Source organism: Streptococcus sp. FDAARGOS_520 (genome assembly GCF_003812685.1).
Taxonomy (GTDB): domain Bacteria; phylum Bacillota; class Bacilli; order Lactobacillales; family Streptococcaceae; genus Streptococcus; species Streptococcus agalactiae.
The window spans coordinates 1,581,771-1,608,234 of sequence record NZ_CP033810.1; the positions used below are offsets into that span (position 1 = coordinate 1,581,771).

At 32.8% G+C, this 26,464-nt stretch carries 27 protein-coding genes and 2 pseudogenes; 21 read left to right on the forward strand and 8 right to left on the reverse strand.

Annotation, left to right across the window (positions count from 1 at the left end; translation table 11 throughout):
- The first annotated feature begins 35 nt into the window (after nt 1-35).
- From EGX96_RS08525 to EGX96_RS08535, 3 genes are all read left to right on the forward strand, one after another.
- Nucleotides 36-932, forward strand: a complete 897-nt coding sequence (locus EGX96_RS08525) for a sensor histidine kinase (protein ID WP_001061853.1) — start codon at nt 36-38, stop codon at nt 930-932.
- Nucleotides 926-1,225, forward strand: a complete 300-nt coding sequence (locus EGX96_RS08530; protein WP_000258211.1) for an STAS-like domain-containing protein — start codon at nt 926-928, stop codon at nt 1,223-1,225. The genes EGX96_RS08525 and EGX96_RS08530 overlap by 7 nt, the downstream gene beginning before the upstream one ends.
- 109 nt (nt 1,226-1,334) lie before the next feature.
- Nucleotides 1,335-1,535, forward strand: a complete 201-nt coding sequence (locus tag EGX96_RS08535; protein WP_000076712.1) for a CsbD family protein — start codon at nt 1,335-1,337, stop codon at nt 1,533-1,535.
- A gap of 40 nt (nt 1,536-1,575) precedes the next feature.
- On the opposite strand, the gene EGX96_RS08540 is transcribed toward EGX96_RS08535, so the two are convergent.
- Complete coding sequence (locus EGX96_RS08540) at nt 1,576-1,746, reverse strand: hypothetical protein (RefSeq protein WP_000356856.1); 171 nt, start codon at nt 1,744-1,746, stop codon at nt 1,576-1,578.
- A 417-nt stretch (nt 1,747-2,163) separates the two neighbouring features.
- On the opposite strand from EGX96_RS08540, the gene EGX96_RS08545 reads away from it, so the two are divergent.
- Entirely contained in the window at nt 2,164-2,343 is a 180-nt protein-coding gene (locus EGX96_RS08545; protein WP_000965641.1) for a competence regulator inhibitor paratox, read from the forward strand.
- Between the two features lie 99 nt (nt 2,344-2,442).
- On the opposite strand, the gene EGX96_RS08550 is transcribed toward EGX96_RS08545, so the two are convergent.
- Nucleotides 2,443-3,024, reverse strand: a complete 582-nt coding sequence (locus tag EGX96_RS08550; RefSeq protein ID WP_025193995.1) for a site-specific integrase — start codon at nt 3,022-3,024, stop codon at nt 2,443-2,445.
- Nucleotides 3,025-3,059: 35 nt separating this feature from the next.
- A complete protein-coding gene (locus tag EGX96_RS08555) occupies nt 3,060-3,326 on the reverse strand; it encodes a hypothetical protein (RefSeq protein ID WP_001872365.1) in 267 nt (88 codons plus the stop codon).
- 5 nt (nt 3,327-3,331) lie between these two features.
- Between EGX96_RS08555 and EGX96_RS11225 the strand changes: the two are divergent.
- A pseudogene (locus EGX96_RS11225) lies at nt 3,332-4,709 on the forward strand (IS3 family transposase); the annotation flags it as partial.
- Between the two features lie 172 nt (nt 4,710-4,881).
- On the opposite strand, the gene EGX96_RS08580 reads toward EGX96_RS11225, so the two are convergent.
- A complete protein-coding gene (locus tag EGX96_RS08580) occupies nt 4,882-5,043 on the reverse strand; it encodes a TM2 domain-containing protein (protein WP_000508795.1) in 162 nt (53 codons plus the stop codon).
- 741 nt (nt 5,044-5,784) lie between these two features.
- On the opposite strand from EGX96_RS08580, the gene EGX96_RS08585 reads away from it, so the two are divergent.
- From EGX96_RS08585 to EGX96_RS08605, 5 genes are all read left to right on the forward strand, one after another.
- Complete coding sequence (locus tag EGX96_RS08585) at nt 5,785-7,062, forward strand: ABC transporter permease (RefSeq protein WP_000594360.1); 1,278 nt, start codon at nt 5,785-5,787, stop codon at nt 7,060-7,062.
- A 9-nt stretch (nt 7,063-7,071) separates the two neighbouring features.
- Complete coding sequence (locus EGX96_RS08590) at nt 7,072-7,728, forward strand: ABC transporter ATP-binding protein (RefSeq protein ID WP_000353149.1); 657 nt, start codon at nt 7,072-7,074, stop codon at nt 7,726-7,728.
- The gene (locus EGX96_RS08595) at nt 7,728-9,104 is read left to right on the forward strand and encodes an ABC transporter permease (protein WP_000594351.1); all 1,377 of its coding nucleotides are present in this window, start codon (nt 7,728-7,730) and stop codon (nt 9,102-9,104) included. The genes EGX96_RS08590 and EGX96_RS08595 overlap by 1 nt, the downstream gene beginning before the upstream one ends.
- A 96-nt stretch (nt 9,105-9,200) precedes the next feature.
- Entirely contained in the window at nt 9,201-9,854 is a 654-nt protein-coding gene (locus EGX96_RS08600; RefSeq protein WP_000699093.1) for a response regulator transcription factor, read from the forward strand.
- Complete coding sequence (locus EGX96_RS08605) at nt 9,851-11,170, forward strand: sensor histidine kinase (protein ID WP_000734169.1); 1,320 nt, start codon at nt 9,851-9,853, stop codon at nt 11,168-11,170. Before EGX96_RS08600 ends, EGX96_RS08605 begins: the two co-directional genes overlap by 4 nt.
- A gap of 51 nt (nt 11,171-11,221) precedes the next feature.
- On the opposite strand, the pseudogene EGX96_RS08610 reads toward EGX96_RS08605, so the two are convergent.
- Nucleotides 11,222-11,869, reverse strand: a pseudogene (locus EGX96_RS08610) (IS3 family transposase); the annotation flags it as partial.
- Between the two features lie 177 nt (nt 11,870-12,046).
- Here EGX96_RS08610 and EGX96_RS08615 point away from each other — a divergent pair.
- The 7 genes from EGX96_RS08615 (at nt 12,047) to serB (ending at nt 19,292) form a co-directional block, all read left to right on the forward strand.
- A complete protein-coding gene (locus tag EGX96_RS08615; RefSeq protein ID WP_000076708.1) occupies nt 12,047-12,247 on the forward strand; it encodes a CsbD family protein in 201 nt (66 codons plus the stop codon).
- A 41-nt stretch (nt 12,248-12,288) separates the two neighbouring features.
- Nucleotides 12,289-12,477 (forward strand): competence regulator inhibitor paratox, encoded by a 189-nt coding sequence (locus EGX96_RS08620; RefSeq protein ID WP_000027835.1) that lies wholly within the window; start codon nt 12,289-12,291, stop codon nt 12,475-12,477.
- Between the two features lie 424 nt (nt 12,478-12,901).
- Complete coding sequence (locus tag EGX96_RS08625; protein ID WP_000078931.1) at nt 12,902-14,107, forward strand: FtsW/RodA/SpoVE family cell cycle protein; 1,206 nt, start codon at nt 12,902-12,904, stop codon at nt 14,105-14,107.
- A gap of 118 nt (nt 14,108-14,225) precedes the next feature.
- Nucleotides 14,226-14,786: an HAD-IA family hydrolase gene (locus EGX96_RS08630; protein WP_001106189.1), complete on the forward strand. Its 561-nt coding sequence runs from the start codon at nt 14,226-14,228 to the stop codon at nt 14,784-14,786.
- Nucleotides 14,787-16,739, forward strand: coding sequence for a DNA topoisomerase (ATP-hydrolyzing) subunit B (gene gyrB, locus EGX96_RS08635; protein WP_000134196.1), 1,953 nt, complete (start codon nt 14,787-14,789; stop codon nt 16,737-16,739).
- Between the two features lie 93 nt (nt 16,740-16,832).
- Nucleotides 16,833-18,557 (forward strand): septation ring formation regulator EzrA, encoded by a 1,725-nt coding sequence (gene ezrA / locus EGX96_RS08640; protein WP_000094341.1) that lies wholly within the window; start codon nt 16,833-16,835, stop codon nt 18,555-18,557.
- A 93-nt stretch (nt 18,558-18,650) separates the two neighbouring features.
- Nucleotides 18,651-19,292, forward strand: a complete 642-nt coding sequence (serB, locus tag EGX96_RS08645) for a phosphoserine phosphatase SerB (protein ID WP_000589685.1) — start codon at nt 18,651-18,653, stop codon at nt 19,290-19,292.
- Between the two features lie 20 nt (nt 19,293-19,312).
- Here the strand turns inward: serB and EGX96_RS08650 are convergent, their stop codons facing one another.
- A complete protein-coding gene (locus EGX96_RS08650) occupies nt 19,313-19,798 on the reverse strand; it encodes an NUDIX hydrolase (RefSeq protein WP_000409124.1) in 486 nt (161 codons plus the stop codon).
- A gap of 12 nt (nt 19,799-19,810) precedes the next feature.
- On the reverse strand, nt 19,811-20,266 hold the full coding sequence (locus tag EGX96_RS08655; RefSeq protein WP_000137373.1) for a YueI family protein: 456 nt from the start codon (nt 20,264-20,266) through the stop codon (nt 19,811-19,813).
- 197 nt (nt 20,267-20,463) lie between these two features.
- Between EGX96_RS08655 and eno the strand changes: the two genes are divergently transcribed.
- Nucleotides 20,464-21,771 (forward strand): surface-displayed alpha-enolase, encoded by a 1,308-nt coding sequence (gene eno / locus EGX96_RS08660; protein ID WP_000022832.1) that lies wholly within the window; start codon nt 20,464-20,466, stop codon nt 21,769-21,771.
- 107 nt (nt 21,772-21,878) lie between these two features.
- On the opposite strand, the gene EGX96_RS08665 is transcribed toward eno, so the two are convergent.
- The gene (locus EGX96_RS08665; protein WP_000823934.1) at nt 21,879-22,943 is read right to left on the reverse strand and encodes a DNA/RNA non-specific endonuclease; all 1,065 of its coding nucleotides are present in this window, start codon (nt 22,941-22,943) and stop codon (nt 21,879-21,881) included.
- Nucleotides 22,944-23,171: 228 nt separating this feature from the next.
- Here EGX96_RS08665 and aroA point away from each other — a divergent pair, with 228 nt between their 5' ends.
- The 3 genes from aroA to EGX96_RS08680 are packed head-to-tail and all read left to right on the forward strand — an operon-like array spanning nt 23,172 to nt 26,390.
- Nucleotides 23,172-24,455: a 3-phosphoshikimate 1-carboxyvinyltransferase gene (aroA, locus tag EGX96_RS08670; RefSeq protein WP_000772014.1), complete on the forward strand. Its 1,284-nt coding sequence runs from the start codon at nt 23,172-23,174 to the stop codon at nt 24,453-24,455.
- Nucleotides 24,448-24,960 carry a shikimate kinase gene (locus EGX96_RS08675; protein ID WP_001127193.1) on the forward strand — a complete coding sequence of 171 codons (513 nt, stop codon included), beginning with the start codon at nt 24,448-24,450 and terminating at the stop codon, nt 24,958-24,960. The genes aroA and EGX96_RS08675 overlap by 8 nt, the downstream gene beginning before the upstream one ends.
- Nucleotides 24,961-25,016: 56 nt before the next feature.
- Nucleotides 25,017-26,390 carry an LCP family protein gene (locus EGX96_RS08680; RefSeq protein WP_000089337.1) on the forward strand — a complete coding sequence of 458 codons (1,374 nt, stop codon included), beginning with the start codon at nt 25,017-25,019 and terminating at the stop codon, nt 26,388-26,390.
- Nucleotides 26,391-26,464: the final 74 nt, after the last annotated feature.

Here is a 26,464-nt window from a genome sequence, read left to right on the forward strand (position 1 = left end):
AAATAGTTTCGCTATTATAAAGAAAGTTGTTATCAATGAATAATCTAGTTCTTCCTCAGAATTTAAACAAATATAACATTACGAAAATCGTTACCAATTTCAATAGATTACTTGCTTTAAGTGATAACAGGACACTTACAGTAGATATGAGAAACATTGAGTTTGCGGAACCTAGTGGAGTAATTTCGTTATATAATATGTTAACTTTTGCTACAAAAAGAAAAGATGCAAACATCAAGTGGTTAATATGCGAAGAAAGCTCTTTAAATAAACGTCAAAGGCAAGCTATGTTGTATCTAGTAGATTGTGGCTTTTTTAAAGTGTTTGATAAATTGGTTTATAAAGAGCCGGAACTGCGCCCGACTACTTTTGAAATTAAATTTATTAACACTGAACAAATAGCTCAATGGAAGGTAACAGACTTTAAGAATTGGTTACAAAAGCAAACTGGCAGAACAAATGAGTTTAGTTCTATTTGTGTAGCGGTTGACGAAATTTTTAATAATATTGCAGATCATTCTAAGGAATCTAAGGGATGTATTTTTGGGCAATACTATCCCAAGAACAAGGAGATTGTAATAGCAGTATCTGATTTCGGAATAGGAATCCCTCAGTCTATAAAGCGAAAATTTAAAAAGGATGAGCCTGACAACAAGTTAATAGAATTCGCTCTTCAAGAGGGTGTTTCTGCAGAAACTATACCTCAAAATAGAGGGGCAGGGCTTTCTAATATTGTAAATACTTTAACTACTAACAAAGTCGGGAACTTTACAATTATATCTAATTGTGGTATAGTCTCGGTATCAGATAATAAAATTACTCAAAGTTATTCGTCTGAGGAATCATATCCTGGTACTTTTTTTGAAATTCGAATAGATGTATCGAATGACAATTTATATGATTTAGAAGAGGAGGAAGAATTCGAATGGTAACGTTAACTGTCAAAGAACTAGCAAAGAATTTTTCTAACGATAATAAGGCGGGAGAGATTTTATTTGAACAATTGAAATCTTATTTTTATACAGATACAGTCGTGACTGTTTCGTTCGCAGGAATTAGCGAAGTAAGTTCGTCCTTTGTAAACTCTGCTTTTATCAATTTATTGTCTTACTATGATTTTAATCATATTAAAAGTCAACTAAAAATTGTAAATTCAACAAAACAAATAAATGATTTAATAAAACAACGATTTAGTTTTGAAATAAGTAGGCAGATTACAGTATAGGTGCATATTATTTAGCAAGAATCGCCTGACACTAGCGGTTCTTGCTTTTTTATTTGCCTAGAAATAATCAAAATGTTACCATAGAATAAAAATAATAAGGAGGCACATTATGTCACAAGAAAAACTAAAATCAAAATTAGATCAAGCAAAAGGTGGTGCTAAAGAAGGCTTTGGCAAAATAACCGGTGATAAAGAGTTAGAAGCAAAAGGATTTGTCGAAAAAACAATTGCTAAAGGCAAAGAACTAGCAGATGATGCTAAAGATGCTGTTGAAGAGGCAGTAGATGCTGTCAAAGAAAAACTGAAATAAATATTAACCGCTCTCTATTGAGGGCGGTTTTTTTGTGTGTCTAGAGTTTGCTTTCAATTAATTGTTTTAATTCTAATAAGTCTTCTTTTGTAGCATTTTTGTTAATAAAACTACGAGCAGTAGATCGTTTTGATAGATAGGTTCTATGTTCTCTATTGTTTTCTGCCCACTTTTTATTTGCTTTTTCTTGAGGTGTTAATTCTTTATCCATTTCAATCATCATTGTTAATAAAGTAAAATACAACTAAACAAATTGCGAAAATAATCAAATATTTCATATTTGTCTTAGATATGATATACTATCAGTAGTGGCAAGGGGCTTGAGCCCCAAACTACTACTAGAACCTTATTTGAATCTCCGTGGCCGGTTTTTCTTTTTAGGTTCTTTTTTTATTGCTGTGATTATGCTTGCTATACCAACCAACAGAGTTCCGATTGAAGTAAGCAAATCAGCAATTTCTGATATCCTCATATCTTCCTCCTTTCTATATATTAATTATAATACATGTACTATATAAAGTCAATACTTTTTTTTAAAATATTTATCTTTTTGTCTATCAGAACAGAAAAATTTAAAATTGTCTATTTTGGGGATTTTTTATCGAATAGATAAGTAGGAGGATAAAATATGTTATATATAGATGAGTTTAAAGAAGCGATTGATAAAGGCTATATTTCAGGGAACACAGTAGCGATAGTGCGTAAAAACGGAAAGATATTTGATTATGTGTTGCCGCACGAGGAAGTGAGAGATGATGAAGTTGTGACAGTTGAGAGAGTGGAAGACGTTATGAGAGAATTGAGGTGAAAGGGTGCAAAAAAGGGGCAAAATAGATTAAAAATGAAACTACATTGAACTTTTTACTATTATAAACAACCATTAAATCAACGCTTGGACTATTATGAACTATTGTGTACAATAGTAGTAGATTCCGGCAGGGGACATATTCATTGCATGTAAATAGCGGTTTAGAGCTATTTTGCCCCAAATCCGCCCCAAATTTCTCTGATTAAGTTTATCGTTCCTATCTTTTTGTTCTTGTAATTGATGTGCGTAAACTTCTAAAGTGATATTTAAATTCTCGTGATCTAAAACTTGAGAGATGGAAATTAGATAGCTTGCAAATGTATGCCTGAGAGAGTGCACTCGTACCTCGCGACCAGTTATTTTTCGGATAGTTTTATTGACTGCATTATTTGAAAGTTTGTCGAATAATCTGTCGTTTTTATTTTTTGTAAATTCATGCAAAAAAAATAATGTATCATTGTCAATTGGTATATTTCTGATACTACTTTTGTTTTTTGTTGGCAGGTATCTTTGGTTGAAATGATAATCCCAAGTTTTATTAATTGATAAATATTTGTTAGTGTAATCAATATCATTAACTGTTAAACCTAAACATTCAGCGAAGCGCATGCCAGTTTTAGCGATGAGGTATAACGCTGCATACGATTGATGTTGTGATTTTTCTTTACAAATTTTTATCAAGCGTAAGTATTCATTGGTTTCAAGAAATTTTATCTCTATTTACGCCCCTTATTTTTTGCTTTAACCTTAGTGAATAAACAAAAATTTTTTTCTATATATCCCTCGTGAACAGCCATGGATACGCAGGCTTTTACATGTATGTTAAAACGCTTTACTGTATCTTGCACATGCGTTTGACTATAATGATTTATGACTTGTTGATATTTAGTGGAAGTAATATTGCAAAGTAATATATTTCCTATTATATGTTTATACGATATTCGATATTCCCACCCGTTGTCGCGTTTACGGAAATACGCCATTGATATACTCCACATTAGCTAAAGAACAGGGTGTTCAAGGCTACCTTGATGGAAAAGGCTCTCTTAGAGATATTTGTAAATGGTATGATATCTCAAGTCGCTCTGTTCTCCAAAAGTGGATAAAACGGTATACTAGTGGTGAAGACTTGAAAGCCACTAGTAGAGGATATAGCCGTATGAAACAAGGAAGGCAAGCCACATTTGAAGAACGTGTAGAGATTGTTAACTACACCATTGCCCATGGGAAAGACTATCAAGCAGCTATTGAGAAGTTTGGTGTTTCCTACCAACAAATTTATTCTTGGGTGCGTAAGCTTGAGAAGAATGGCTCACAAGGTTTGGTTGATAGACGTGTGAAAGGGTTGGAGAGTAGGCCTGATTTAACCGAGATTGAGCAACTTTAACTCAAGATTAAACAATTGGAGGAACGTAATCGTCTCTTAGAAATCGAGGTTAGTTTACTAAAAAAGTTAGAAGACATCAAACGAGGAAACAGACGGTAAGACTAGGTAAGCATTTAGCGGAGTTCCAAGTAATCAAGAATTATTACGATGAGGAATCTAATGTGCCTATTCAGGCCTTATGCCAACTCTTGAAGGGGTCTCGTTCAGGCTATTACAAGTGGCTCAATCGTCAAAAAACAGATTTTGAGACAAAAAATACAAAGCTAATGGCTAAAATCAAGGAACTTCATAGACTCTACAATGGTATCTTAGGTTATCGCCGTATGACAACATTTATTAATCGTCAACTTGGGACAACTTAAAACAAGAAACGGATTCGTTGATTGATGAACATTCTGGGGATTAGTTCAGTCATTCGTCGTGTTAGCCATGCTTGTACAAAAGCTGGTGACAGATTTTACGAAGAAAATATTCTTAATCGTGAATTTACAGCCACAGCTCATAACCAGAAATGGTGCACAGATGTCACCTATCTTCAATACGGTCTGGGAGCTAAAGCTTATCTCAGTGCGATTAAAGACCTGTATAACGGTTCTATTATCGCTTATGAGATTAGTCACAACAATGAAATCCACTTGTTATGAAGACCATTAAAAAGGGGCTAGAGCTCAATCCAGGAGCCACACCTATCATCCATAGCGATTGAGGTAGTCAATATACTTCCAAAGAATACCGTTATATCATACAACAAGCTGGTCTGACCTTATCCATGTCCCGGATTGGCAAATGTATTGATAATGCACCAACTGAAAGTTTCTTTGGGTTTTTCAAGACTGAGTCTTACCACCTTAAGAAATACAACTCTTATGATGAGTTGGTCAATGATGTGGCACGTTATATCGAATTCTACAACACACAACGTTATCAATCAAAATTAAACAACCTGACTCCTCTAGAATTCAGGAATCAGGTTGCATAACTTATCTTTTATTATTTGACTGTCTACTTGACAGGGAGCCGTTCAGATTGCTTAACCTTTCTAAATTTGCTAAAATAGCTACAAGAAAACGAGCCATTTAATGCTTATTTCTTATACTGTCTTGCCTCACGCTCTCCTCGACCAAAAATTGAGCGTGAGGCTTTTTGTTTCATTAAACGATGATATTTCCATATTCATCAGTTTGTTTTCCGAGAGCCATCAAAGCTTCGATAAGGTCGATAATTCCAGGAATAAAGGTAATACTAAAAATAATATATAAAAAAACCTGGCCTATTTTTCCTGCGTAAAATTTATGCGCTCCAATGCCGCCCAAAAGAACGTTAATAAAACATAAACTACTATGTTAGCATAAGACTTTATTTTTACAACTGAATTTCATATAAATGGATTAGAGTAAGGGATAAAAGAAATTAGCATAGCTCTTTTGAAAATAAAAAAATTAATATAATATGGAAAAAATTTTATTTCATAAACGTTTCATAAAAGGTATGTAATCTAGTATTTAGGCAACACTATTTTGTCACTGGTGTCTAGTAACTTATAGATTGATAATTTTACTAGTAAACGTAATTCTTCGCTTTAAGAGTTAAATGTCTATTTATTGTAAGCTAAATTGGGAGGTGAACTTATGTAAAATTAGATAGGTACTGTCAAGTACGGGATGATTATTGAAACAGCCAGTATGCATCATAAAATCTGTATTGCTTAATAACTATTTCCTTAACCAGACATCAGTTCATTGTTTATCATCGCTACCCTAAGTCTAGTTTTTTCAATAGAGCATTAGGTAGTTTTTGATAATAAAACTATATAAACATGAGAATTAGATTTCGTATCGCATTCTTCATAATGAGTTATTTGAGATTTTCCTTTGAATAAATAGATACGAAATTCAGTAACTTCATATATAAACGGCTCTATCATTGAGATAGTTTGTCAAATGAAGAAATTTTAATGGAAATAGTTTTAAAAACATTAGTTGTAGGCGATGTAAAAATATTAATCCAGTGGATGCAATAGTTGCGGAGTAAAAATAGAGAGGAGTAATTAGGAAGTGATAAAAAATGCTATAGCATATATTACCAGAAAAAAAAATAGAACACTTATTATATTTGCTATTTTAACAATTGTTCTTTCTTGCTTGTATTCATGTTTAACAATAATGAAATCAAGTAATGAAATAGAAAAGGCTTTATATGAAAGTTCTAATTCTTCAATATCAATTACAAAAAAAGATGGTAAATATTTTAATATTAATCAATTTAAGAATATTGAAAAAATAAAAGAGGTTGAAGAAAAAATATTTCAATATGATGGATTAGCAAAATTGAAAGATCTTAAAGTAGTTAGTGGTGAGCAAAGTATAAATAGAGAAGATTTATCTGACGAATTTAAAAATGTTGTTTCACTAGAAGCTACAAGTAATACTAAAAGAAATCTTTTATTTAGTAGTGGAGTATTTAGTTTTAAAGAAGGAAAAAATATAGAAGAAAATGATAAGAATTCAATTCTTGTTCATGAAGAATTTGCTAAACAAAACAAACTAAAATTGGGTGATGAAATTGATCTTGAATTACTAGATACGGAAAAAAGTGGAAAAATAAAAAGTCATAAATTTAAAATTATAGGAATCTTTTCTGGTAAAAAACAGGAAACATATACAGGATTATCATCTGATTTTAGCGAAAATATGGTTTTTGTAGATTATTCAACTAGCCAAGAAATATTAAATAAATCAGAGAATAATAGAATTGCAAATAAAATTTTAATGTATTCTGGTAGTTTAGAATCTACAGAGCTTGCCTTAAACAAATTGAAAGACTTTAAAATTGATAAGTCAAAGTATTCTATTAAGAAAGATAATAAAGCATTCGAAGAGTCTTTAGAGTCAGTGAGTGGAATAAAACATATAATTAAAATAATGACTTATTCGATTATGTTAGGTGGAATAGTTGTTCTTTCATTAATCTTGATTCTATGGTTAAGAGAAAGAATTTATGAAATAGGTATATTTTTATCTATTGGAACAACTAAGATACAAATTATAAGGCAATTTATATTTGAGTTAATATTCATATCAATACCAAGTATAATATCCTCCTTATTTTTAGGGAATCTACTATTAAAAGTAATTGTAGAAGGATTTATTAACTCAGAGAACTCAATGATTTTCGGTGGAAGTTTAATAAATAAAAGCAGTTTTATGTTAAACATAACAACACTTGCAGAAAGTTATTTAATATTAATAAGTATTATTGTTTTATCAGTTGTAATGGCCTCTTCATTAATATTATTTAAGAAACCAAAAGAAATATTATCAAAAATAAGTTAGGAGCAAATAATGGATATATTAGAAATAAAGAATGTAAATTACAGTTACGCAAATTCTAAAGAAAAAGTTTTGTCAGGAGTAAATCAAAAATTTGAACTTGGAAAGTTTTATGCGATAGTAGGGAAGTCAGGAACAGGAAAATCCACACTTCTTTCCTTACTTGCAGGACTTGATAAAGTTCAAACAGGAAAAATCTTGTTTAAGAATGAAGATATAGAAAAGAAAGGATATAGTAATCACAGAAAAAATAATATATCTTTGGTATTTCAAAATTATAATTTAATAGATTATTTATCGCCGATTGAAAATATTAGACTAGTAAATAAATCAGTAGATGAGAGTATCTTGTTCGAATTAGGTTTAGATAAAAAACAAATAAAAAGAAATGTTATGAAATTATCTGGTGGTCAGCAACAAAGGGTAGCTATTGCTAGGGCACTGGTATCAGATGCCCCAATAATACTAGCTGATGAGCCTACCGGTAACCTAGACAGTGTTACTGCTGGAGAAATAATTAATATATTAAAGGAATTAGCTCAAGATAGAAATAAATGTGTAATAGTTGTAACACATAGTAAGGAAGTAGCAGATTCTGCGGATATCATTTTAGAACTAAGTGGTAAAAAGTTGAAAAAAGTAAATAAAATGAATTTGGAGGTTGAATAATGATAAAAAATGCATTTGCTTATGTAACTAGAAAAAGCTTAAAATCATTAATTATTATATTAGTTATTCTATCAATGGCAACTTTAAGCATCATTAGTTTATCTATTAAAGATGCCACAGATAGAGCTTCTAAGGAAACATTTGCTAATATAACAAACAGTTTTTCTATGGAAATAAATAGACAAGTAAATCCAGGAACACCTAGGGGTGGAGGAAATGTAAAAGGTGAAGATATTAAAAAGATATCTCAAACAAACAGTATAGACTCCTATGTAAAAAGAATAAACAGCGTCGCAGACCTAGTTGATCATGATATAATTGAAACTCAAGATACACTTGCAAATCAATCACCTGAAAGAGCAAAGAATTTTAAGAGAACAGTTATGTTAACAGGGGTTAATGACTCAGCAAAAGAAACAAAATTTGTATCAGAAGCATATAAGTTAGTAGAAGGAAAGCATTTAGAAAATAAAGATAAAAATAAAATTTTAATGCATAAAGATTTGGCAAAAAAAAACAATCTCAAAGTTGGAGATAAAATAAAAATAAAATCTAATTTGTTTGATGCTGACAATGAAAAAGTTGCAAATGAAACTGTAGAAGTAGAAATTAAAGGTTTATTTGATGGTCATAATAGCGGTGGGGTAAGTGCAGCACAAGAACTATACGAAAATACACTAATCACTGACGTTCATTCAGCTGCTAAAGTTTATGGTAATACAGAAGATACAGCCGTATACCAAGATGCAACATTCTTTGTAAAAGGTGATAAGAATCTTGATAGTGTAATAAAAGATCTTGGGAAACTAGATATAAATTGGAGAGAATATAATTTGATTAAAAGTTCATCAAATTATCCTGCGCTGCAACAATCTATATCCGGTATCTATTCTATTTCAAACAAATTATTTGTTGGCTCATTAATATTTGCAGGAGTTGTAGTTTCATTATTACTTTTCTTATGGATGAATGCCAGAAAGAAAGAAATAGCAGTATTACTATCATTAGGTATATCTAAATTAGAAATTTTTGGTCAATTTATAATCGAGATGGTATTTATATCCATTCCCGCACTTCTTGGATCTTATTTCTTAGCTCAATATACAGCTGATAAGCTAGGGAATAATATATTGAATAAAGTTACTGGCGATATAGCTAAACAAATAGCTAGACAATCTGCATCTAGTCAATTAGGCGGGGGGGCAGAAGCTGAAGGATTCAACAAGACTCTTTCAGGTTTAGATATAAATGTATTACCTAAATTCATAATTTATGTAGTTATATTTATGAGTTTTGTACTTCTTGTATCATTGATTCTTTCTTCAATTTATACATTAAGAAAGAATCCAAAAGAGTTATTAATTGATAATAATTAAAATTTTCGGTGATTTATATCACCGAATGTTTTTTGACTTATAAAAATCAAATAATATACTGTATAATATTATGTATAGATTTAAATGGAGGTATCTATGAAAATATTAACTGTTGAAGATGATAAGTTGATAAGAGAGGGAATAAGTGAATACCTTTCAGAATTTGGATATACTGTTATTCAGGCTAAAGATGGAAGGGAAGCCTTGTCAAAATTTAATAGTGATATAAACTTGGTTATCTTAGACATTCAGATACCTTTTATAAATGGTTTAGAAGTGTTGAAAGAAATTAGAAAGAAAAGCAATTTACCAATTCTAATTTTGACTGCATTTAGTGATGAAGAATATAAAATTGATGCATTTACTAATTTAGTAGATGGATATGTAGAAAAACCATTTTCATTGCCTGTTTTAAAGGCTAGAATAGATTCTTTAATTAAGAAGAATTTTGGACATTTAGAGAAGTTTGAATATAAGAATCTTTCGGTAAATTTTAATAGTTATACAGCTAAAATAAATGATGAAAAAATAGATGTAAATGCAAAAGAACTCGAAATACTAAAATGTTTATTGGATAATGATGGACAAGTTTTAACAAGAATGCAAATTATTGATTATGTCTGGAAGGATAGCGAAGAGATCCCTTATGATCGAGTAGTAGATGTATATATAAAAGAACTTAGAAAAAAATTACAATTAGACTGTATAACTACTATAAGAAATGTAGGATATAAATTGGAGAGAAAATGAAGAAATTAAAAATATTCCCAAAAATGTTCATACAAATATTTTCTATTCTTGGAATACTAATTATATTAGTTCATTCATTATTCTTTTTTATCTTTCCTAAAACATATTTGGAGACGAGGAAAGTAAAAATCCACATTATGGCAGATGAAATTTCTAAAAATATGAATGGAAAAGAGTTAAAATATTTAGACCAAACTTTGGAGCTTTATTCTAAAAGTAGTGACATAAAGGTATTTATAAAAAAAAATAATAACAAAAATGAATTACAAATAAATGATAATATAAATGTTAATGTAAAAAGTGATAGTAATTCTTTAATAATTGAAGAAAGGGAAATTAAACTTCATGATGGCAAAAAAATACATCTTCAATTTGTTTCAACAGCTGATATGCAAAAAGACGCGAAAGACTTGAGCCTTAAGTTTTTACCATATTCTTTATCGATATCATTTCTTTTTTCCATTGTTATTTCTTTAATTTATGCTAAATCTATAAAAAACAATATACAAGAAATAACTATGGTTACTGATAAAATGATAAAACTTGACAAAGAAACAAGATTGAAAATTAGTTCTAATGATGAAATTGGACAACTAAAACAGCAAATCAATGACTTATATTGTGCTTTATTGAATACAATTAATGATTTGGAATTTAAAAATAAGGAAATTTTAAAGTTAGAAAAATTGAAATATGATTTTTTTAAGGGGGCGTCCCACGAACTTAAAACTCCTCTTTCCAGCCTAAAGATATTACTTGAGAATATGAAATATAATATCGGAAAATATAAAGATAGAGACTTTTATATCAGTGAGTGTATTAATATTGTAGATAACTTAACAAAGAATGTCTCGCAAATATTATCTTTTTATTCTATAAAAGACTTGAATAATGATGAAGAATATTTAAATGTTGGTGATACATTAGATGAAGTATTAGAAAAATACTCTATCTTAGTAAATCAAAAAAAAATAAATATTAATAAGGAATTATTAGACTATAATATTTATATAGGAAAAACGGCACTAAATATTGTATTTTCTAATTTGATTAGCAATGCAGTAAAATATACTAATCGAAATGGAATAATTAATATCAAAATAGCTAATGATTGGTTACTTATAGAAAACTCATATGATAAAAATAAAATTTCGAAAATAAATAAAATTTTAGATGCTAGTTTTGATCTAAAATTGGATAATAGTAATGGATTAGGATTAAATATAGTAAAGAATATACTTAATAAGTATAATATAAAGTATGAAATATTACATGGTGAAAATTATTTTATATTTAAAATAAAAATAATCTCTTGAGTAATAATCATACTATTGGACTAATGTCAAATAAGTAGACAGAAAACCGTGTTATTTTATTGCGTTAAAATAATTTTCTTCTTTCTGATTAGGGGTTAGTCCTAGATTAGCCGTATGTGGGATGTAATTGTTATAAAAATTCTCAATGTATTCAAAGCAGTCTAATTGAACCTGTTTGATATTTTGATAATTTTTTTGGTTGATTTGTCTATGCTTTAAATACTTGAAAAATGCTTCAGTTACGGCATTATCATAAGGATATCTAGGTTTAGAAAAAGAATGCATGATATTGTTGTCATCAATTATTTTTCTAAATTCCCTGGCCTTAAATTGTGACCCTTGGTCGGAATGAAAGAGAAGTGTTCCTTCAATCTTTCTTTTATTAAGAGCTAATTCTAGAGTGTCACATGCTAACTTTGCATCCATACGATGACTCAATTTCCAAGCAATATATTTTCTAGAATAGAGATCAATTATTGCGCAGAGATAGACATATTTCTTATATCCAATAGAAATATAGGTGAAGTCAGTAGACCATACTTGATTAGGTTTATCAGGATTAAATTTCTGGTTGAGTAAGTTTTGAGGATACGTTTTTTGAGTCTTTTTAAGAGCTGTTTTTGTCTTAACGGTAGCCATTTTAGGGAGCGCCATATTCTTCATCAGACGGTAAATTCTTCCTTCAGAGATTTTTGTGTCTTTTAAAACAGGTTATAACACACAAAGTGTTGTCTATTTTTATAGTATACATCCATACTCGCATAACCATGAGATAATCACTAAAACAAGAGTCGCCTGACACTAGCGACTCTTGTTTTTATTTGCTAAAGAAAGATATAGATGTTATGATTAATAAAAATAATAAGGAGGTGCAGTATGTCACAAGAAAAACTAAAATCAAAATTAGATCAAGCAAAAGGTGGTGCTAAAGAAGGCTTTGGCAAAATAACCGGTGATAAAGAGTTAGAAGCAAAAGGATTTATTGAAAAAACAATTGCTAAAGGCAAAGAACTAGCAGATGATGCTAAAGATGCTGTTGAAGGGGCAGTAGATGCTGTCAAAGAAAAACTGAAGTAACAAATAACCGCTCATTTAACGAGCGGTTATTTGTTATCTTTTTGTCTATCAGAACAGATATAGATGAGTTTAAAGAAGCGATTGATAAAGGCTATATTTCAGGGAACACAGTAGCGATAGTGCGTAAAAACGGAAAGATATTTGATTATGTGTTACTACACGAAGAAGTGAGAGAAGAAGAGGTTGTTACAGTTGAGAGAGTGCTTGATGTACTGAGGAAGTTATCATAATAACGGACCAAAATTCGCCCCAAAAAGTATTTTAAAATAGAATAAAATAAAAAAATATGCTTTTTATTATGGATGTATCGTGTATTTTAACCTTTAATATATCCTATTTTAATGGTAGAGAAGTTGGCAGGGGACATATTAAAACCTTTTTTGAGATGTTAGGAAGGATTTTATTCTTTAGACTAGTGTTGAGAAAATAACAAAACTTAAATAATCTTATTTAAGTTTTGTTTAAGGTGAACTTTGTATACTTTAAATATCCTAAATAAACTTTTCTTTTCATGTTCTTTGTTTTACTGATGAAGAACAATCTCCTAATATTTGCAACTCATAATGATTTGAGTTGCATTTTTTATTGCAAAAAATATAAGTCAGATTCTGAAAAAATGTTATAATAATTACCATGAATAAAAAAGGAAGTCCTATGTCACAAAAATCAAACTATTTTAAAGGGCAAATTGATTATGCTGTTGTGATACCAGTATTTTTTTTATTAATGATTGGTTTAGCCTCAATTTATGTTGCAACGATGAATGATTATCCTTCTAATATCTATATCGCGATGTTTCAGCAGGTGTCTTGGATTATTATGGGGTGTATTATTGCATTTGTCGTTATGCTTTTCAGTACTGAATTTTTATGGAAAGCCACGCCCTATCTGTATGCTTTAGGACTAACCCTAATGGTTCTTCCCTTAATTTTTTATAGTCCACAGCTTTTTGCGGCAACAGGTGCTAAAAATTGGGTGACCATTGGCTCGGTAACTTTGTTTCAACCGTCAGAGTTTATGAAGATTTCCTATATTTTAATGTTATCTCGAATAACTGTTAGTTTTCATCAGAAAAATCGCAAAACTTTTCAAGATGATTGGAAGTTGCTAGGATTGTTTGGTTTGGTTACATTGCCAGTGATGATTCTTCTAATGTTACAAAAAGATTTAGGAACAGCATTAGTTTTCCTTGCCATTTTGTCAGGTTTAATCCTTTTATCGGGCATATCTTGGTGGATAATCTTGCCAATTTTATCTACTATCGTTCTTTTTATAGCTAGCTTTTTGATGATTTTTATCTCACCAAACGGCAAGGAATGGTTTTATAATTTGGGGATGGATACATATCAAATCAACCGTTTATCTGCTTGGATTGATCCATTTAGTTTTGCAGACTCAATTGCTTATCAACAAACACAGGGTATGGTATCAATTGGAAGTGGCGGGGTAACAGGTAAAGGTTTTAATATTTTAGAGCTCTCGGTTCCTGTTCGTGAAAGTGACATGATTTTTACTGTCATTGCTGAGAATTTTGGCTTCATTGGTTCGGCGATTGTTTTAGGGTTATATCTCATTATCATTTACCGTATGTTAAGGATCACCATTGAATCTAATAATCAATTTTATACTTTTATATCAACTGGTTTTATCATGATGATTGTTTTCCATGTTTTTGAAAATATTGGTGCAGCAGTTGGTATATTACCTCTAACAGGAATCCCACTTCCGTTTATTTCGCAAGGTGGAAGTTCATTACTAAGTAATCTTATTGGAATTGGATTGGTCTTATCCATGTCTTATCAAAATACAGTTCGTCAGGCCAAGGCTAATGGATCACATTTGAAGTATCGTAGTATATAACAAAAAAAGGTTGGAAAGATAATCCAGCCTTTTAATAATCGAAATATTTTAGAGGAGTGAGTTAATTAAGTAAGGTGGTAGCTATAAAAAATCGTAATAATATGATATAATAAAGGGTATGAATTATCATGATTATATTTGGGATTTGGGTGGTACACTACTTGATAATTACGAAAGTTCCACACGTGCTTTTGTAGAGACTTTGAAAGAATTTGGATATCAAGCAGACCACGATAGTGTGTATCAAAAATTAAAAGAGTCAACAGCAGATGCAATTGCATATTTTATCCCTGAAGAAGCTGATTTTTTAAAAGAGTATAAGGCTAATGAAGCTAAGGTTTTGGAAACACCAATTCTATTCCAAGGGGCAAAAGAACTTTTAGCGAAAATTCAAAGACAAGGTAGTCGTAATTTTTTGGTGTCTCATCGTGATAATCAAGTTATAGTTATTCTGGAAAAAACAGAAATTATTGACTATTTTACAGAAGTAGTGACTGCTGATAACGGCTTTTCAAGGAAACCTAGTCCCGAGAGTATGCTTTATTTGAAAGAAAAATACCAAATTGATAATTGTTTAGTAATAGGCGATCGTGATATAGATAAGCAAGCAGGAGAATCGGCTGGTTTTGATACCTTATTAGTCGATGGGTCAAAATCATTGATGGAGATAATAGAGTAAATGACAGAAGAAACAAAGAATATGGAACAACGTGCTCAAGAATATGACGCAAGTCAGATTCAAGTATTAGAAGGTTTAGAAGCTGTTCGCATGCGTCCAGGCATGTATATCGGTTCGACTTCGAAAGAAGGGCTTCATCACCTTGTATGGGAAATTGTTGATAACTCAATTGATGAAGCCTTAGCTGGATTTGCAGGACATATTAAAGTTTACATTGAACCAGATAACTCTATTACAGTTGTTGATGATGGTCGCGGTATTCCGGTAGATATCCAAGAAAAAACTGGAAGACCAGCTGTAGAGACAGTTTTTACAGTTCTCCATGCCGGTGGTAAATTTGGTGGTGGCGGATACAAGGTTTCTGGTGGCTTACATGGTGTAGGGTCATCTGTTGTTAATGCATTGTCAACACAATTAGATGTCAAGGTTTATAAAAATGGCAAGGTTCATTATCAAGAATACCAACGCGGTGTTGTTGTTAATGATCTTGAAATTATCGGTGATACTGACTTATCAGGAACAACAGTTCACTTTACGCCTGACCCAGAAATTTTCACTGAAACCACTGTATTTGATTTTGATAAATTAGCCAAACGTATTCAGGAATTAGCTTTTTTAAATCGTGGACTAAGAATCTCCATTTCAGACAAGCGAGAAGGTCAAGAAGTTGAAAAAGAATATCACTATGAAGGTGGTATAGGTTCATACGTTGAGTTTATCAATGAGAACAAAGAAGTGATTTTTGAAAATCCTATTTATACTGACGGTGAATTAGATGGTATTTCAGTTGAAGTAGCAATGCAGTATACTACTGGATATCAAGAGACTGTTATGAGTTTTGCAAATAACATCCACACTCATGAAGGAGGAACGCACGAACAAGGATTTCGTACTGCCTTGACACGTGTGATTAATGATTACGCTAAAAAGAATAAGATTCTCAAAGAAAATGAAGATAATTTAACTGGAGAAGATGTTCGTGAAGGTTTAACAGCAGTTATATCTGTTAAACATCCAAATCCACAATTTGAAGGACAAACTAAAACAAAACTTGGAAATTCTGAAGTTGTTAAAATTACAAATCGTCTCTTTAGCGAAGCTTTCAATCGATTCCTATTAGAAAATCCACAAGTAGCTAAGAAGATTGTTGAAAAAGGAATTTTGGCATCTAAAGCCCGTATTGCAGCAAAACGGGCGCGTGAAGTAACACGTAAAAAGTCAGGCTTAGAGATTTCAAACTTACCTGGGAAACTGGCTGATTGCTCATCTAATAATGCTGAGATGAATGAACTTTTTATAGTGGAGGGAGATTCTGCGGGAGGGTCTGCAAAATCAGGACGTAATCGTGAGTTTCAAGCAATTTTACCGATTAGGGGTAAGATTCTAAACGTTGAAAAAGCTACAATGGATAAAATTTTAGCAAACGAAGAAATCCGAAGTCTCTTCACAGCTATGGGAACTGGATTTGGTGCAGATTTTGATGTATCAAAAGTCAGATATCAAAAATTAGTCATTATGACTGATGCCGATGTTGATGGAGCTCACATCAGAACTTTACTTTTAACTCTGATTTATCGTTTTATGCGACCTGTTTTGGAAGCAGGATATGTTTATATCGCTCAACCACCAATCTATGGTGTCAAAGTAGGAAGTGAGATTAAAGCTTATATTCAGCCAGGGGTCAATCAAGAAGAGGAATTACGTCAAGCTCTAGATACCTATAGTTCAGGACGTTCAAAACCTACTGTACAACGTTACAAAGGTCTAGGTGAGATGGATGACCATCAACTTTGGGAAACAACAATGGATCCTGAAAACCGCTTGATGGCACGTGTCTCAGTTGATGATGCAGCAGAAGCAGATAAGATTTTCGATATGCTAATGGGAGATCGAGTAGAACCACGACGTGAATTCATTGAAGCTAATGCTGTTTATAGTAACTTAGATATCTAGTCCAAAGATAGCTTTGAAAAACAGTTCAAGTATGCTATAATCTTAACGTTATAGTAGATTTTTAGAAAATTAGACCATTATAAGGAGAGTTGAATGTCGAGCGGAATCATATTGCTGCTTGTGGCTATAGTCCTGCTTGTGATTATTGCCTACGTAGTCGGCGTCGTAATAAGAAAACGTAATGATACATTAATTGCAAACTTAGAAACTAGAAAACAAGAGTTAGTTGACCTTCCTGTGCAAGAGGAGATTGAGCAAGTCAAATTGCTTCATTTGATTGGCCAAAGTCAATCAACTTTTAGAGAATGGAACCAAAAATGGACTGATTTATCAACTAATTCATTTAAAGATATTGATTTTCATTTAGTTGAAGCTGAAAATCTTAATGATTCATTTAATTTTGTGCGTGCTAAGCACGAGATTGATAATGTTGATAGTCAGCTAACTATTATAGAAGAAGATATTGTTTCGATTCGTGAAGCTTTAGAAGTTTTAAAAGAGCAAGAAGAGAAAAATAGTGCCCGTGTAACACATGCTTTGGACCTATACGAAACACTTCAAAAATCAATTTCTGAAAAAGAAGATAATTACGGGACAACCATGCCAGAAATTGAAAAGCAGTTGAAAAATATCGAGGCTGAATTTTCACATTTTGTGACCTTAAACTCAACTGGTGACCCGATTGAAGCTTCTGAAGTTTTGAATAAAGCAGAGGAGCATACGATTGCTTTAGGGCAAATTACAGAACAAATTCCAGCTATTGTTGCTAAATTAGAAGACGATTTTCCAGATCAGTTAGATGATTTGGAGACAGGATATCGTCGTCTTTTAGAGGAAAACTACCATTTCCCTGAAAAGGATATTGAACAACGTTTTCAAGAAGTTCGTGAGGCTATTCGTTCGAATTCAGATGGTTTAGTTAGTTTGGATCTAGATCGTGCTCGCGATGAAAATGAACATATTCAAGAAAAAATTGATAAACTTTATGATATTTTTGAACGTGAGATTGCTGCTTATAAAGTAGCTCATAAGGATAGTAAAATTATTCCTCAATTCCTTGCTCATGCAAAATCTAACAATGAACAACTGGGGCATGAAATCAAACGATTATCTGCTAAATATATCTTAAATGAAAATGAAAGCTTAAGTTTACGTTCCTTCACAAATGATTTGGAAGAAATTGAAACAAAGGTTTTACCTTCTGTAGAAAATTTTGGTCAAGAAGCTTCACCTTATACTCATCTACAAATTTTATTTGAGCGTACGTTGAAAACATTGACTACTGTTGAAGAAAATCAAATGGAAGTTTTTGAAGCCGTTAAAACTATTGAAAGCGTTGAGACACGAGCACGCCAAAATATGGATAAGTATGTTAACAAGCTCCATATGATTAAACGTTTCATGGAAAAACGCAATCTTCCAGGAATCCCGCAAGACTTCTTAAGCACTTTCTTTACAACAAGTTCTCAAATTGAGGCACTTATTAATGAACTCAGTCGCGGTCGTATTGATATTGAGGCTGTTTCACGTTTAAATGATGTGACTACAAATGCTATCGCTAATTTAGAGCAAGCTACATATCTAGTTGTTCAAGATGCGACTCTCACAGAGCAGTTACTACAGTATTCAAACCGTTATCGTAGTTTTGAACAAAATGTGCAAAAGAGCTTTGAACAAGCTTTGTACTTATTTGAAGTTGAACATAACTATAAAGCATCTTTCGATGAAATTTCATACGCACTTGAGACTGTGGAACCAGGTGTAACTGACCGTTTTGTGACGTCTTATGAAAAGACACAAGAACGTATTCGTTTCTAAAAAAGAAGAGTTAGTACTCTTCTTTTTTTAATTGCTATCTATGAAAGGTGCTAATTTTAAGGTACAATAGTAAAAAAGTTTTGGAGGTTTTAAATGATTAAAGGTTTGTTAGTCATGGACGTTGATTCAACCTTAATAATGGAAGAAGCTATTGATTTATTAGCTATTGAAGCAGGGGTGGGGAAACAGGTTGCTGCACTGACTGACGCTGCAATGCGTGGCGAGTTAGATTTTGAAGAAGCTTTGAAGAAAAGAGTAGCGCTACTTAAAGGTTTGCCTGTTACTATTTTGACAGATATATTATCCTCAATACATTTTACTCCAGGGGCTTATGAATTGATTAAAGAGTGTCACAAGCGTCAGATGAAAGTTGGTCTTGTATCAGGAGGTTTTCACGAGACGATTGATATCTTAGCTAAGCAATTACAAGTTGATTATGTCAAAGCGAATCGTCTTGGTGTCAAAGGTGGTTTTCTCACTGGCGAAGTTGAGGGAGAGATTGTCACTAAAGAAGTGAAAAAAATAAAGTTAAAAGAGTGGGCTTCTGAAAATCACTTAGACCTTTCACAAACCATCGCAATGGGAGATGGTGCCAATGATTTACCAATGATCAAATCCGCTGGGGTAGGAATTGCTTTTTGTGCAAAACCAATTGTCAGAGAAGAAGCTGCGTATCAGATTAATGAAAAAAATTTGCTTAAGGTATTTGATATTATTGATGCAAATGAAAACTAGGCCTTTATTAAGCCTAGTTTTTAGATTAAGGATTTTAAGAGTTTTATTTGAGAGGGTATTAATTTGTTTTTAGATAAAAATAAATCAATATATTCTGGTTTTAACCAGATATAGTCAACGGTCTCTCCTTCTTGCAATGTAATTATATCTTTTGCACCATTGTATTTTGCGATAAAATGGTCTACAAAGTAAGAACGCTCAGAGAACCACTCTCTATTAAGAAAGGTTAGACATTGAGGAACGATACCAGTTTCTTCTTTGAGTTCCCTTAGAATAGCTTGCTTAGCATTTTCTCCTTTAAGGGCAGATCCGCCAGCGGTGGCTTCGAAATAAGCAGGAAAAGCTTTCTTTTTAGGGTGCCGTTTCATCATCAATACGTCACCATCCTCATGAAAAAGGATAACATCAACAACTAAGTGGAATAAGCCTTGTGGGATATTTTGATCCCTATTAAGTGTAAGACCTGTAATGAACCCATATTGGTCATAAGCATCCCAAATTTCCATTAGACCTCCTTGTTATTTTTGACTAAAGAAATGTTGCCATAGACTTTTTTTAGGAGACTCCTCTTTTTTTGGTGAATTGAATAAATCAGGGAATTGTGTCTCAAAATCGTTCCATTCAACGTTTTCAGCCTTATCACTATGTATAATAATACCAAATGGAGAATTGGCATTTGCTTCATTAACAATCGTAGCAGCTAGTGATAGACGGTTAGCTAACTTCATGTAGAACATTTGAACATCAGTAGGGAGATTTGGTGATAATTTTAAACTAAGATTAGGATATTCAAGTATCAGATTATTAAGAGCAGATGTTATAGCAAGTTGAAACTTTTCTTCTTGTGCCTCTTTTAAACTTAAGTGGAGCACAACTCTTTCTTTATAAGTACCAAGGTAGTAACGTTGTTGATCAGGATCAAGACGATTTTCACCGCTTGCTTTTTGTAGGATTTTATTGTCAAGTTCAGTCATAATTTCTCCTTGAATTTGCTAATTTTATTATAACCTAAATGGGTTGCATTAGCACAGGTAAACTTGAAAAGAATTAGTGATTTTTTTATCAAAAACCACGTAATAAAGCGGTTTCACTGGGTTTTTCCTTGTTATTAACTAAAGATTATGATATTATGAATATGTAAAAAATTAAAACTCATAAGGAGAGTATTGTAATGTCAATTATTACTGATGTTTACGCACGCGAAGTCCTTGACTCACGCGGTAACCCAACACTTGAAGTAGAAGTTTATACAGAATCAGGTGCTTTCGGACGTGGTATGGTTCCTTCAGGAGCTTCTACTGGTGAACACGAAGCAGTTGAACTTCGCGACGGCGACAAGTCTCGTTACGGTGGTCTTGGAACACAAAAAGCTGTTGACAATGTAAATAACGTTATTGCAGAAGCAATCATTGGTTATGATGTACGCGACCAACAAGCTATCGACCGTGCTATGATCGCTCTTGACGGAACTCCTAATAAAGGTAAATTAGGTGCAAATGCTATTCTTGGTGTTTCTATTGCCGTAGCACGTGCTGCAGCTGATTACCTTGAAGTACCACTTTACAGCTACCTTGGTGGATTCAACACTAAAGTTCTTCCAACTCCAATGATGAACATCATCAACGGTGGTTCTCACTCAGACGCTCCAATCGCATTCCAAGAATTCATGATTATGCCAGTTGGTGCACCAACTTTCAAAGAAGCACTTCGTTGGGGTGCTGAAGTATTCCATGCTCTTAAGAAAATCCTTAAAGAACGTGGTCTTGAAACAGCTGTTGGTGATGAAGGTGGATTTGCACCTAAATTTGAAGGTACTGAAGATGGCGTAGAAACTATTCTTAAAGCTATTGAAGCAGCTGGTTACGAAGCTGGCGAAAACGGAATCATGATTGGTTTTGACTGTGCTTCATCAGAGTTCTACGATGCAGAACGTAAAGTATACGACTACAGTAAATTCGAAGGTGAAGGTGGAGCAGTTCGTACTGCTGCAGAACAAATCGATTACCTTGAAGAGTTGGTTAACAAATACCCAATCATCACTATTGAAGATGGTATGGATGAAAACGACTGGGATGGTTGGAAAGCTCTTACAGAACGCCTTGGTGGACGTGTACAATTAGTTGGTGACGATTTCTTCGTTACAAATACTGATTACTTAGCACGTGGTATCAAAGAAGAAGCTGCTAACTCAATCCTTATCAAAGTTAACCAAATCGGTACTTTGACAGAAACTTTCGAAGCTATTGAAATGGCTAAAGAAGCTGGTTACACTGCAGTTGTATCACACCGTTCAGGTGAAACTGAAGATTCAACAATCGCTGATATCGCAGTTGCAACTAACGCTGGTCAAATTAAAACAGGTTCATTATCACGTACTGACCGTATTGCTAAATACAACCAATTACTTCGTATCGAAGACCAACTTGGTGAAGTTGCTCAATACAAAGGTATCAAATCATTCTACAACTTAAAAAAATAGTCTCAGATTATTAAACAGTTGAAAATATAATAAAAACCATCTTGCATATGCAAGATGGTTTTTATGTACACATTATAATAATAGAATTGATTTGATAATAAACAGTTCTACCATTGCAATCCAGCAGCAGCGATTTCTGCTTTTGAAGCGTATTGTCCATTTGGACGATGCCACCTTCCTCTATAGTCACGTTTGTAGCCTTGACTAGTTTGTTCTTGTACTAGAGTTTCTTGTTTTTTCTGAGTTTCAGCTGCGAGCCTTGCTTGCTCCTCTTTTTGCTTCCTTTGAGCTTCAGCAGCAAGCCTTGCTTGTTCTTCTTCCAGTTTTTTCTGAGTTTCAGCAGCAGCTTTTTCCTCTTCAACTTTCTTTTCTGCAAGTCGTTTTTCTTCTTCGTGCTTAGCGATAAGTTTTCTTTGTTCTTTAGCTGATAAGACAGTATTTTGAGCCTTTCCGCTGAGGTAGTCAATGGTAGCATTTGGTGAGGTATTCTCTAAGGTAACAGTGCTGATGCCGAATTGATCTTGAGTGGATTTGTTTCCGATAAAAATAGGTAATAATTTCCCAGTCTTATCAATACCAACATATTTTAATTCAATTTTTCTTGGAATTAGTTCATTATTTTGATAAATTGGTGTTACTTTATAATCTAAGTAGTAGTTTTTATGAGTCGAAAGCCAAGTCTTTAGTTGTTTTTCATAGAATAGCATGCTCTCAGGGTTAGATGAATTCGTGCTATTGTAGTTTCCAGTATTTAGCCAATTCGTCATTGGAACTAAATTCTTTCTTTCATTGTTTAGTCCACTAAATTGGTGGCAAATAAGACGGCCTCGGCTCACTAGCCAAGCTTTTTGAGTACCATCATTATAATAGAATTTAAAATTGTGCCATCCAACAGGGGTTGTTTTTAAACGTTTTACTCTCTTTTTCTTGGGTTCATCTTTAACTTTTAGCTGAATATGTGCGAATGTGGCACGACCTTTGTCATCCAACTCTCCTAAAACCAATTGTCGTTTGTGTTTAAAAGGTAAAGTACCATTCTCTTTTGTTTTATACTCTTGAGCAGTAACAATATTTTCTGTGGTATGATTTGTAGCTAGGTTTATTGGTGTGTAAAGCGAAATAACCGTTAGTAAGGTTGCAATTCCTAATTTTATAAACTGTTTTCTTTTCATCTGTTAACCTCTAAAATAACATAAAATAGTAGCTGTTTATTTTTAAATGCATTCTGAAAATTAAAATGTGATTTTTGTAACAATATTATAACATAATGATGTATGACATGTGAAGTTAATTTATAAAAGATGTTACAGCTATATAGAGGAGCTATAGTATAAATAAAAAATTCAAAATATAGCATATATTATGATACAATAATAGCAAAATAGATTTTGGGAGTTATCATGAAATTACTGACTAATGCAAATACTCTCAAGGGAACCATCCGTGTTCCTGGCGATAAATCAATAAGTCACAGGGCTATTATTTTTGGGAGTATATCTCAGGGAGTTACCCGAATTGTTGATGTCTTAAGAGGCGAGGATGTTTTATCAACTATAGAGGCTTTTAAACAAATGGGGGTTCTAATTGAAGACGATGGCGAGATAATCACTATCTATGGCAAAGGATTTGCAGGTTTAACACAACCGAATAATCTCTTAGACATGGGAAACTCTGGTACTTCAATGCGTCTGATAGCAGGTGTGTTAGCTGGTCAAGAGTTTGAAGTGACGATGGTTGGAGACAATAGTTTGTCAAAGAGACCTATGGATCGTATAGCATTGCCTTTAAGCAAAATGGGAGCTAGAATTTCGGGAGTAACTAACCGTGATTTACCACCATTAAAACTTCAAGGTACAAAAAAATTAAAACCTATTTTTTACCATTTACCCGTAGCTTCTGCACAAGTAAAATCAGCTTTAATTTTTGCGGCTTTACAAACTAAGGGAGAATCTCTCATTGTAGAAAAAGAGCAAACAAGGAATCATACTGAGGACATGATTCGGCAATTTGGTGGACATTTGGATATTAAAGATAAAGAAATTCGACTCAATGGCGGTCAGAGCTTAGTAGGACAAGATATAAGAGTTCCTGGTGATATTTCGAGTGCTGCCTTTTGGATAGTAGCGGGTCTTATTATTCCTAACAGTCATATTATTTTAGAAAACGTAGGTATAAACGAGACACGAACTGGAATCCTTGATGTCGTCAGTAAAATGGGTGGAAAAATTAAGTTATCTTCGGTTGATAATCAAGTAAAATCAGCAACCCTTACAGTTGATTACTCTCATCTACAAGCTACTCATATTTCTGGGGCTATGATTCCACGTCTGATTGATGAATTACCTATTATTGCTCTTTTAGCAACACAAGCTCAAGGCACCACAGTCATAGCAGATGCTCAGGAATTAAAGGTGAAAGAGACAGATCGGATTCAGGTCGTTGTCGAATCGCTAAAACAGATGGGTGCTGATATTACTGCTACAGCAGATGGTATGATTATACGTGGTAATACCCCTCTTCACGCTGCTTCACTTGATTGTCATGGAGATCATAGAATAGGAATGATGATAGCTATTGCTGCTCTCTTGGTCAAAGAAGGCGAAGTAGATTTATCTGGTGAAGAAGCTATTAATACAAGCTATCCTAACTTTTTAGAACATTTGGAGGGATTAGTTAATGCCTAAGGTATTATTGGGATTCATGGGAGTTGGCAAGACTAGTGTTGCCAACTGCTTAGAAAATGAAGTAATTGATATGGATAGTCTGATTGAAAAACATATTGGTATGTCAATTTCCCGATTTTTTACAGAAGAAGGAGAAGCCTCCTTTCGTGCTTTAGAATCTCAATTTTTAAACGAACTTTTAAAGAAAAAAAATGAAGGACTTGTGATAGCTAGTGGAGGAGGTATTGTACTCCTTGAAGAAAATCGTCGTCTTTTAACTTTAAATCGTCATAATAATATTCTTTTAACAGGAAGTTTTGAAGTCTTATATCATCGTATAAAAAAAGATGAGAAGAATAGAAGACCATTATTTTTAAACCATTCAAAAGAAGAATTTTATGATATTTATCAAAAACGCATGTTACTCTATAGTGGTTTGTCTGATATGATTATTGATACCGATTATCTTACACCACAAAAAATAGCTACTGTAATTGGAGAGTCACTGGTTAATTTATCTAACTAAGTTATCACAGTTTGGTAGTATGAACTATTATTATTGAAAGTAAATCACCTGAAAATATGTCAAGAAATAATTACGGTCAGCTAAATCATCATGAAGAGCTACGATATAACTATCTTTTAAAAAACATCCATTATCTTAATGAACGTGAAAAGATGGAATTTCAGTACCTTCATTATAAAAAAACAGCAGTACGACCACAGAGAAGGACAGAAAGTCCACCAACTAATTCTTATTATGAGGAACCTTATTCTGATTCTTATTATCAAGATGACGATTTTTACTCAGAGCCTCAGCTAACCTCACAAGGTTTACCAATTTATCAAGAAGAGAGAGCTCCGAAGAAGAAAAAACAAAGGGCCAGAAAAGAAAAACAGAGGGTGAAGGTTATGGCGCCTTTCCCTCCAAAGGCTATAACCCCCCCTAGAAAGAAAAAAAAATTTAAGGGTTTCCTAAAGTTCATAGGTATTATATTACTAATTGTTTTATCAGGTATGGTTTTCATGTTTGTTAAAGGAATGCGTGATGTGAATAATGGGAAGTCACATTATAGCCCTGCAATTATTGAAGATTTTAAGGGAAAAGATGCTGTTGATGGGACTAATATCTTAATTTTAGGTAGTGATAAACGTGTCAGCGAGAGATCTACTGATGCGAGAACAGATACCATAATGGTTGCTAATGTTGGTAACAAGGATAATAAGGTTAAGATGGTGAGTTTTATGCGAGATCTCTTAGTCAATATTCCTAATTATAGTACGGAAGGTTACTATGATATGAAATTAAATGCGTCTTTTAATTTGGGAGAACAAGATAATCATAAAGGAGCAGAGTATGTTCGACAAACGTTGAAAAATCATTTTGATATTGATATAAAATATTATGTTATGGTTGACTTTGAGACATTTGCAGATGCTATTGATACACTGTTTCCTAATGGTGTCAAGATTAATGCTAAATTTGGACTTGTCGGTGGACAATCTGCTGATTCAGTTAAAGTTCCTGATGATTTAAGGATGAAAAATGGCGTTGTACCTAGCCAAAAAATTAAGGTTGGGATTCAGTACATGGATGGAAGGACCCTTCTAAATTATGCTCGTTTCAGAAAAGACGATGATGGGGACTTTGGTCGAACACAACGTCAACAACAAGTTATGAGAGCTATTGTCTCTCAAATAAAAGACCCACGTCGTCTCTTTACAGGTTCTGCTGCTATCGGTAAAGCCTATGCTTTAACTTCAAGTAATTTATCTTATAGCTTTGTCCTAACAGATGGCATTCCAATTTTATCAGATGCTAAAAATGGTATTAAGCAAATGACAATTCCAAGAGAAGGAGATTGGGTAGATGATTATGACCAGTATGGTGGTCAAGGGTTAACAATTGATTTTGCTAAGTACAAAAAGATCCTAAAGAAAATGGGACTGCGTTAACATTTTTAATTATGATATAATAGAGTGATTTATTGTCACTCTATTTTTATCTTTAGTGTATAAACTAAAGACTT

Coding starts and splice junctions, on each gene's coding strand:
- EGX96_RS08535 (WP_000076712.1), top strand. CDS start 1,335: ATGTCACAAGAAAAACTAAAATCAAAATTAGATCAAGCAAAAGGTGGT.
- EGX96_RS08625 (WP_000078931.1), top strand. CDS start 12,902: ATGTCACAAAAATCAAACTATTTTAAAGGGCAAATTGATTATGCTGTT.
- EGX96_RS08555 (WP_001872365.1), bottom strand. CDS start 3,326: ATGGCGTATTTCCGTAAACGCGACAACGGGTGGGAATATCGAATATCG.
- EGX96_RS08605 (WP_000734169.1), top strand. CDS start 9,851: ATGAAGAAATTAAAAATATTCCCAAAAATGTTCATACAAATATTTTCT.
- serB (WP_000589685.1), top strand. CDS start 18,651: ATGATTAAAGGTTTGTTAGTCATGGACGTTGATTCAACCTTAATAATG.
- EGX96_RS08525 (WP_001061853.1), top strand. CDS start 36: ATGAATAATCTAGTTCTTCCTCAGAATTTAAACAAATATAACATTACG.
- EGX96_RS08600 (WP_000699093.1), top strand. CDS start 9,201: ATGAAAATATTAACTGTTGAAGATGATAAGTTGATAAGAGAGGGAATA.
- EGX96_RS08655 (WP_000137373.1), bottom strand. CDS start 20,266: ATGACTGAACTTGACAATAAAATCCTACAAAAAGCAAGCGGTGAAAAT.
- EGX96_RS08540 (WP_000356856.1), bottom strand. CDS start 1,746: ATGGATAAAGAATTAACACCTCAAGAAAAAGCAAATAAAAAGTGGGCA.
- EGX96_RS08675 (WP_001127193.1), top strand. CDS start 24,448: ATGCCTAAGGTATTATTGGGATTCATGGGAGTTGGCAAGACTAGTGTT.
- EGX96_RS08650 (WP_000409124.1), bottom strand. CDS start 19,798: ATGGAAATTTGGGATGCTTATGACCAATATGGGTTCATTACAGGTCTT.
- EGX96_RS08615 (WP_000076708.1), top strand. CDS start 12,047: ATGTCACAAGAAAAACTAAAATCAAAATTAGATCAAGCAAAAGGTGGT.
- EGX96_RS08590 (WP_000353149.1), top strand. CDS start 7,072: ATGGATATATTAGAAATAAAGAATGTAAATTACAGTTACGCAAATTCT.
- EGX96_RS08545 (WP_000965641.1), top strand. CDS start 2,164: ATGTTATATATAGATGAGTTTAAAGAAGCGATTGATAAAGGCTATATT.
- EGX96_RS08595 (WP_000594351.1), top strand. CDS start 7,728: ATGATAAAAAATGCATTTGCTTATGTAACTAGAAAAAGCTTAAAATCA.
- ezrA (WP_000094341.1), top strand. CDS start 16,833: ATGTCGAGCGGAATCATATTGCTGCTTGTGGCTATAGTCCTGCTTGTG.
- EGX96_RS08680 (WP_000089337.1), top strand. CDS start 25,017: ATGTCAAGAAATAATTACGGTCAGCTAAATCATCATGAAGAGCTACGA.
- gyrB (WP_000134196.1), top strand. CDS start 14,787: ATGACAGAAGAAACAAAGAATATGGAACAACGTGCTCAAGAATATGAC.
- aroA (WP_000772014.1), top strand. CDS start 23,172: ATGAAATTACTGACTAATGCAAATACTCTCAAGGGAACCATCCGTGTT.
- eno (WP_000022832.1), top strand. CDS start 20,464: ATGTCAATTATTACTGATGTTTACGCACGCGAAGTCCTTGACTCACGC.
- EGX96_RS08630 (WP_001106189.1), top strand. CDS start 14,226: ATGAATTATCATGATTATATTTGGGATTTGGGTGGTACACTACTTGAT.
- EGX96_RS08665 (WP_000823934.1), bottom strand. CDS start 22,943: ATGAAAAGAAAACAGTTTATAAAATTAGGAATTGCAACCTTACTAACG.
- EGX96_RS08530 (WP_000258211.1), top strand. CDS start 926: ATGGTAACGTTAACTGTCAAAGAACTAGCAAAGAATTTTTCTAACGAT.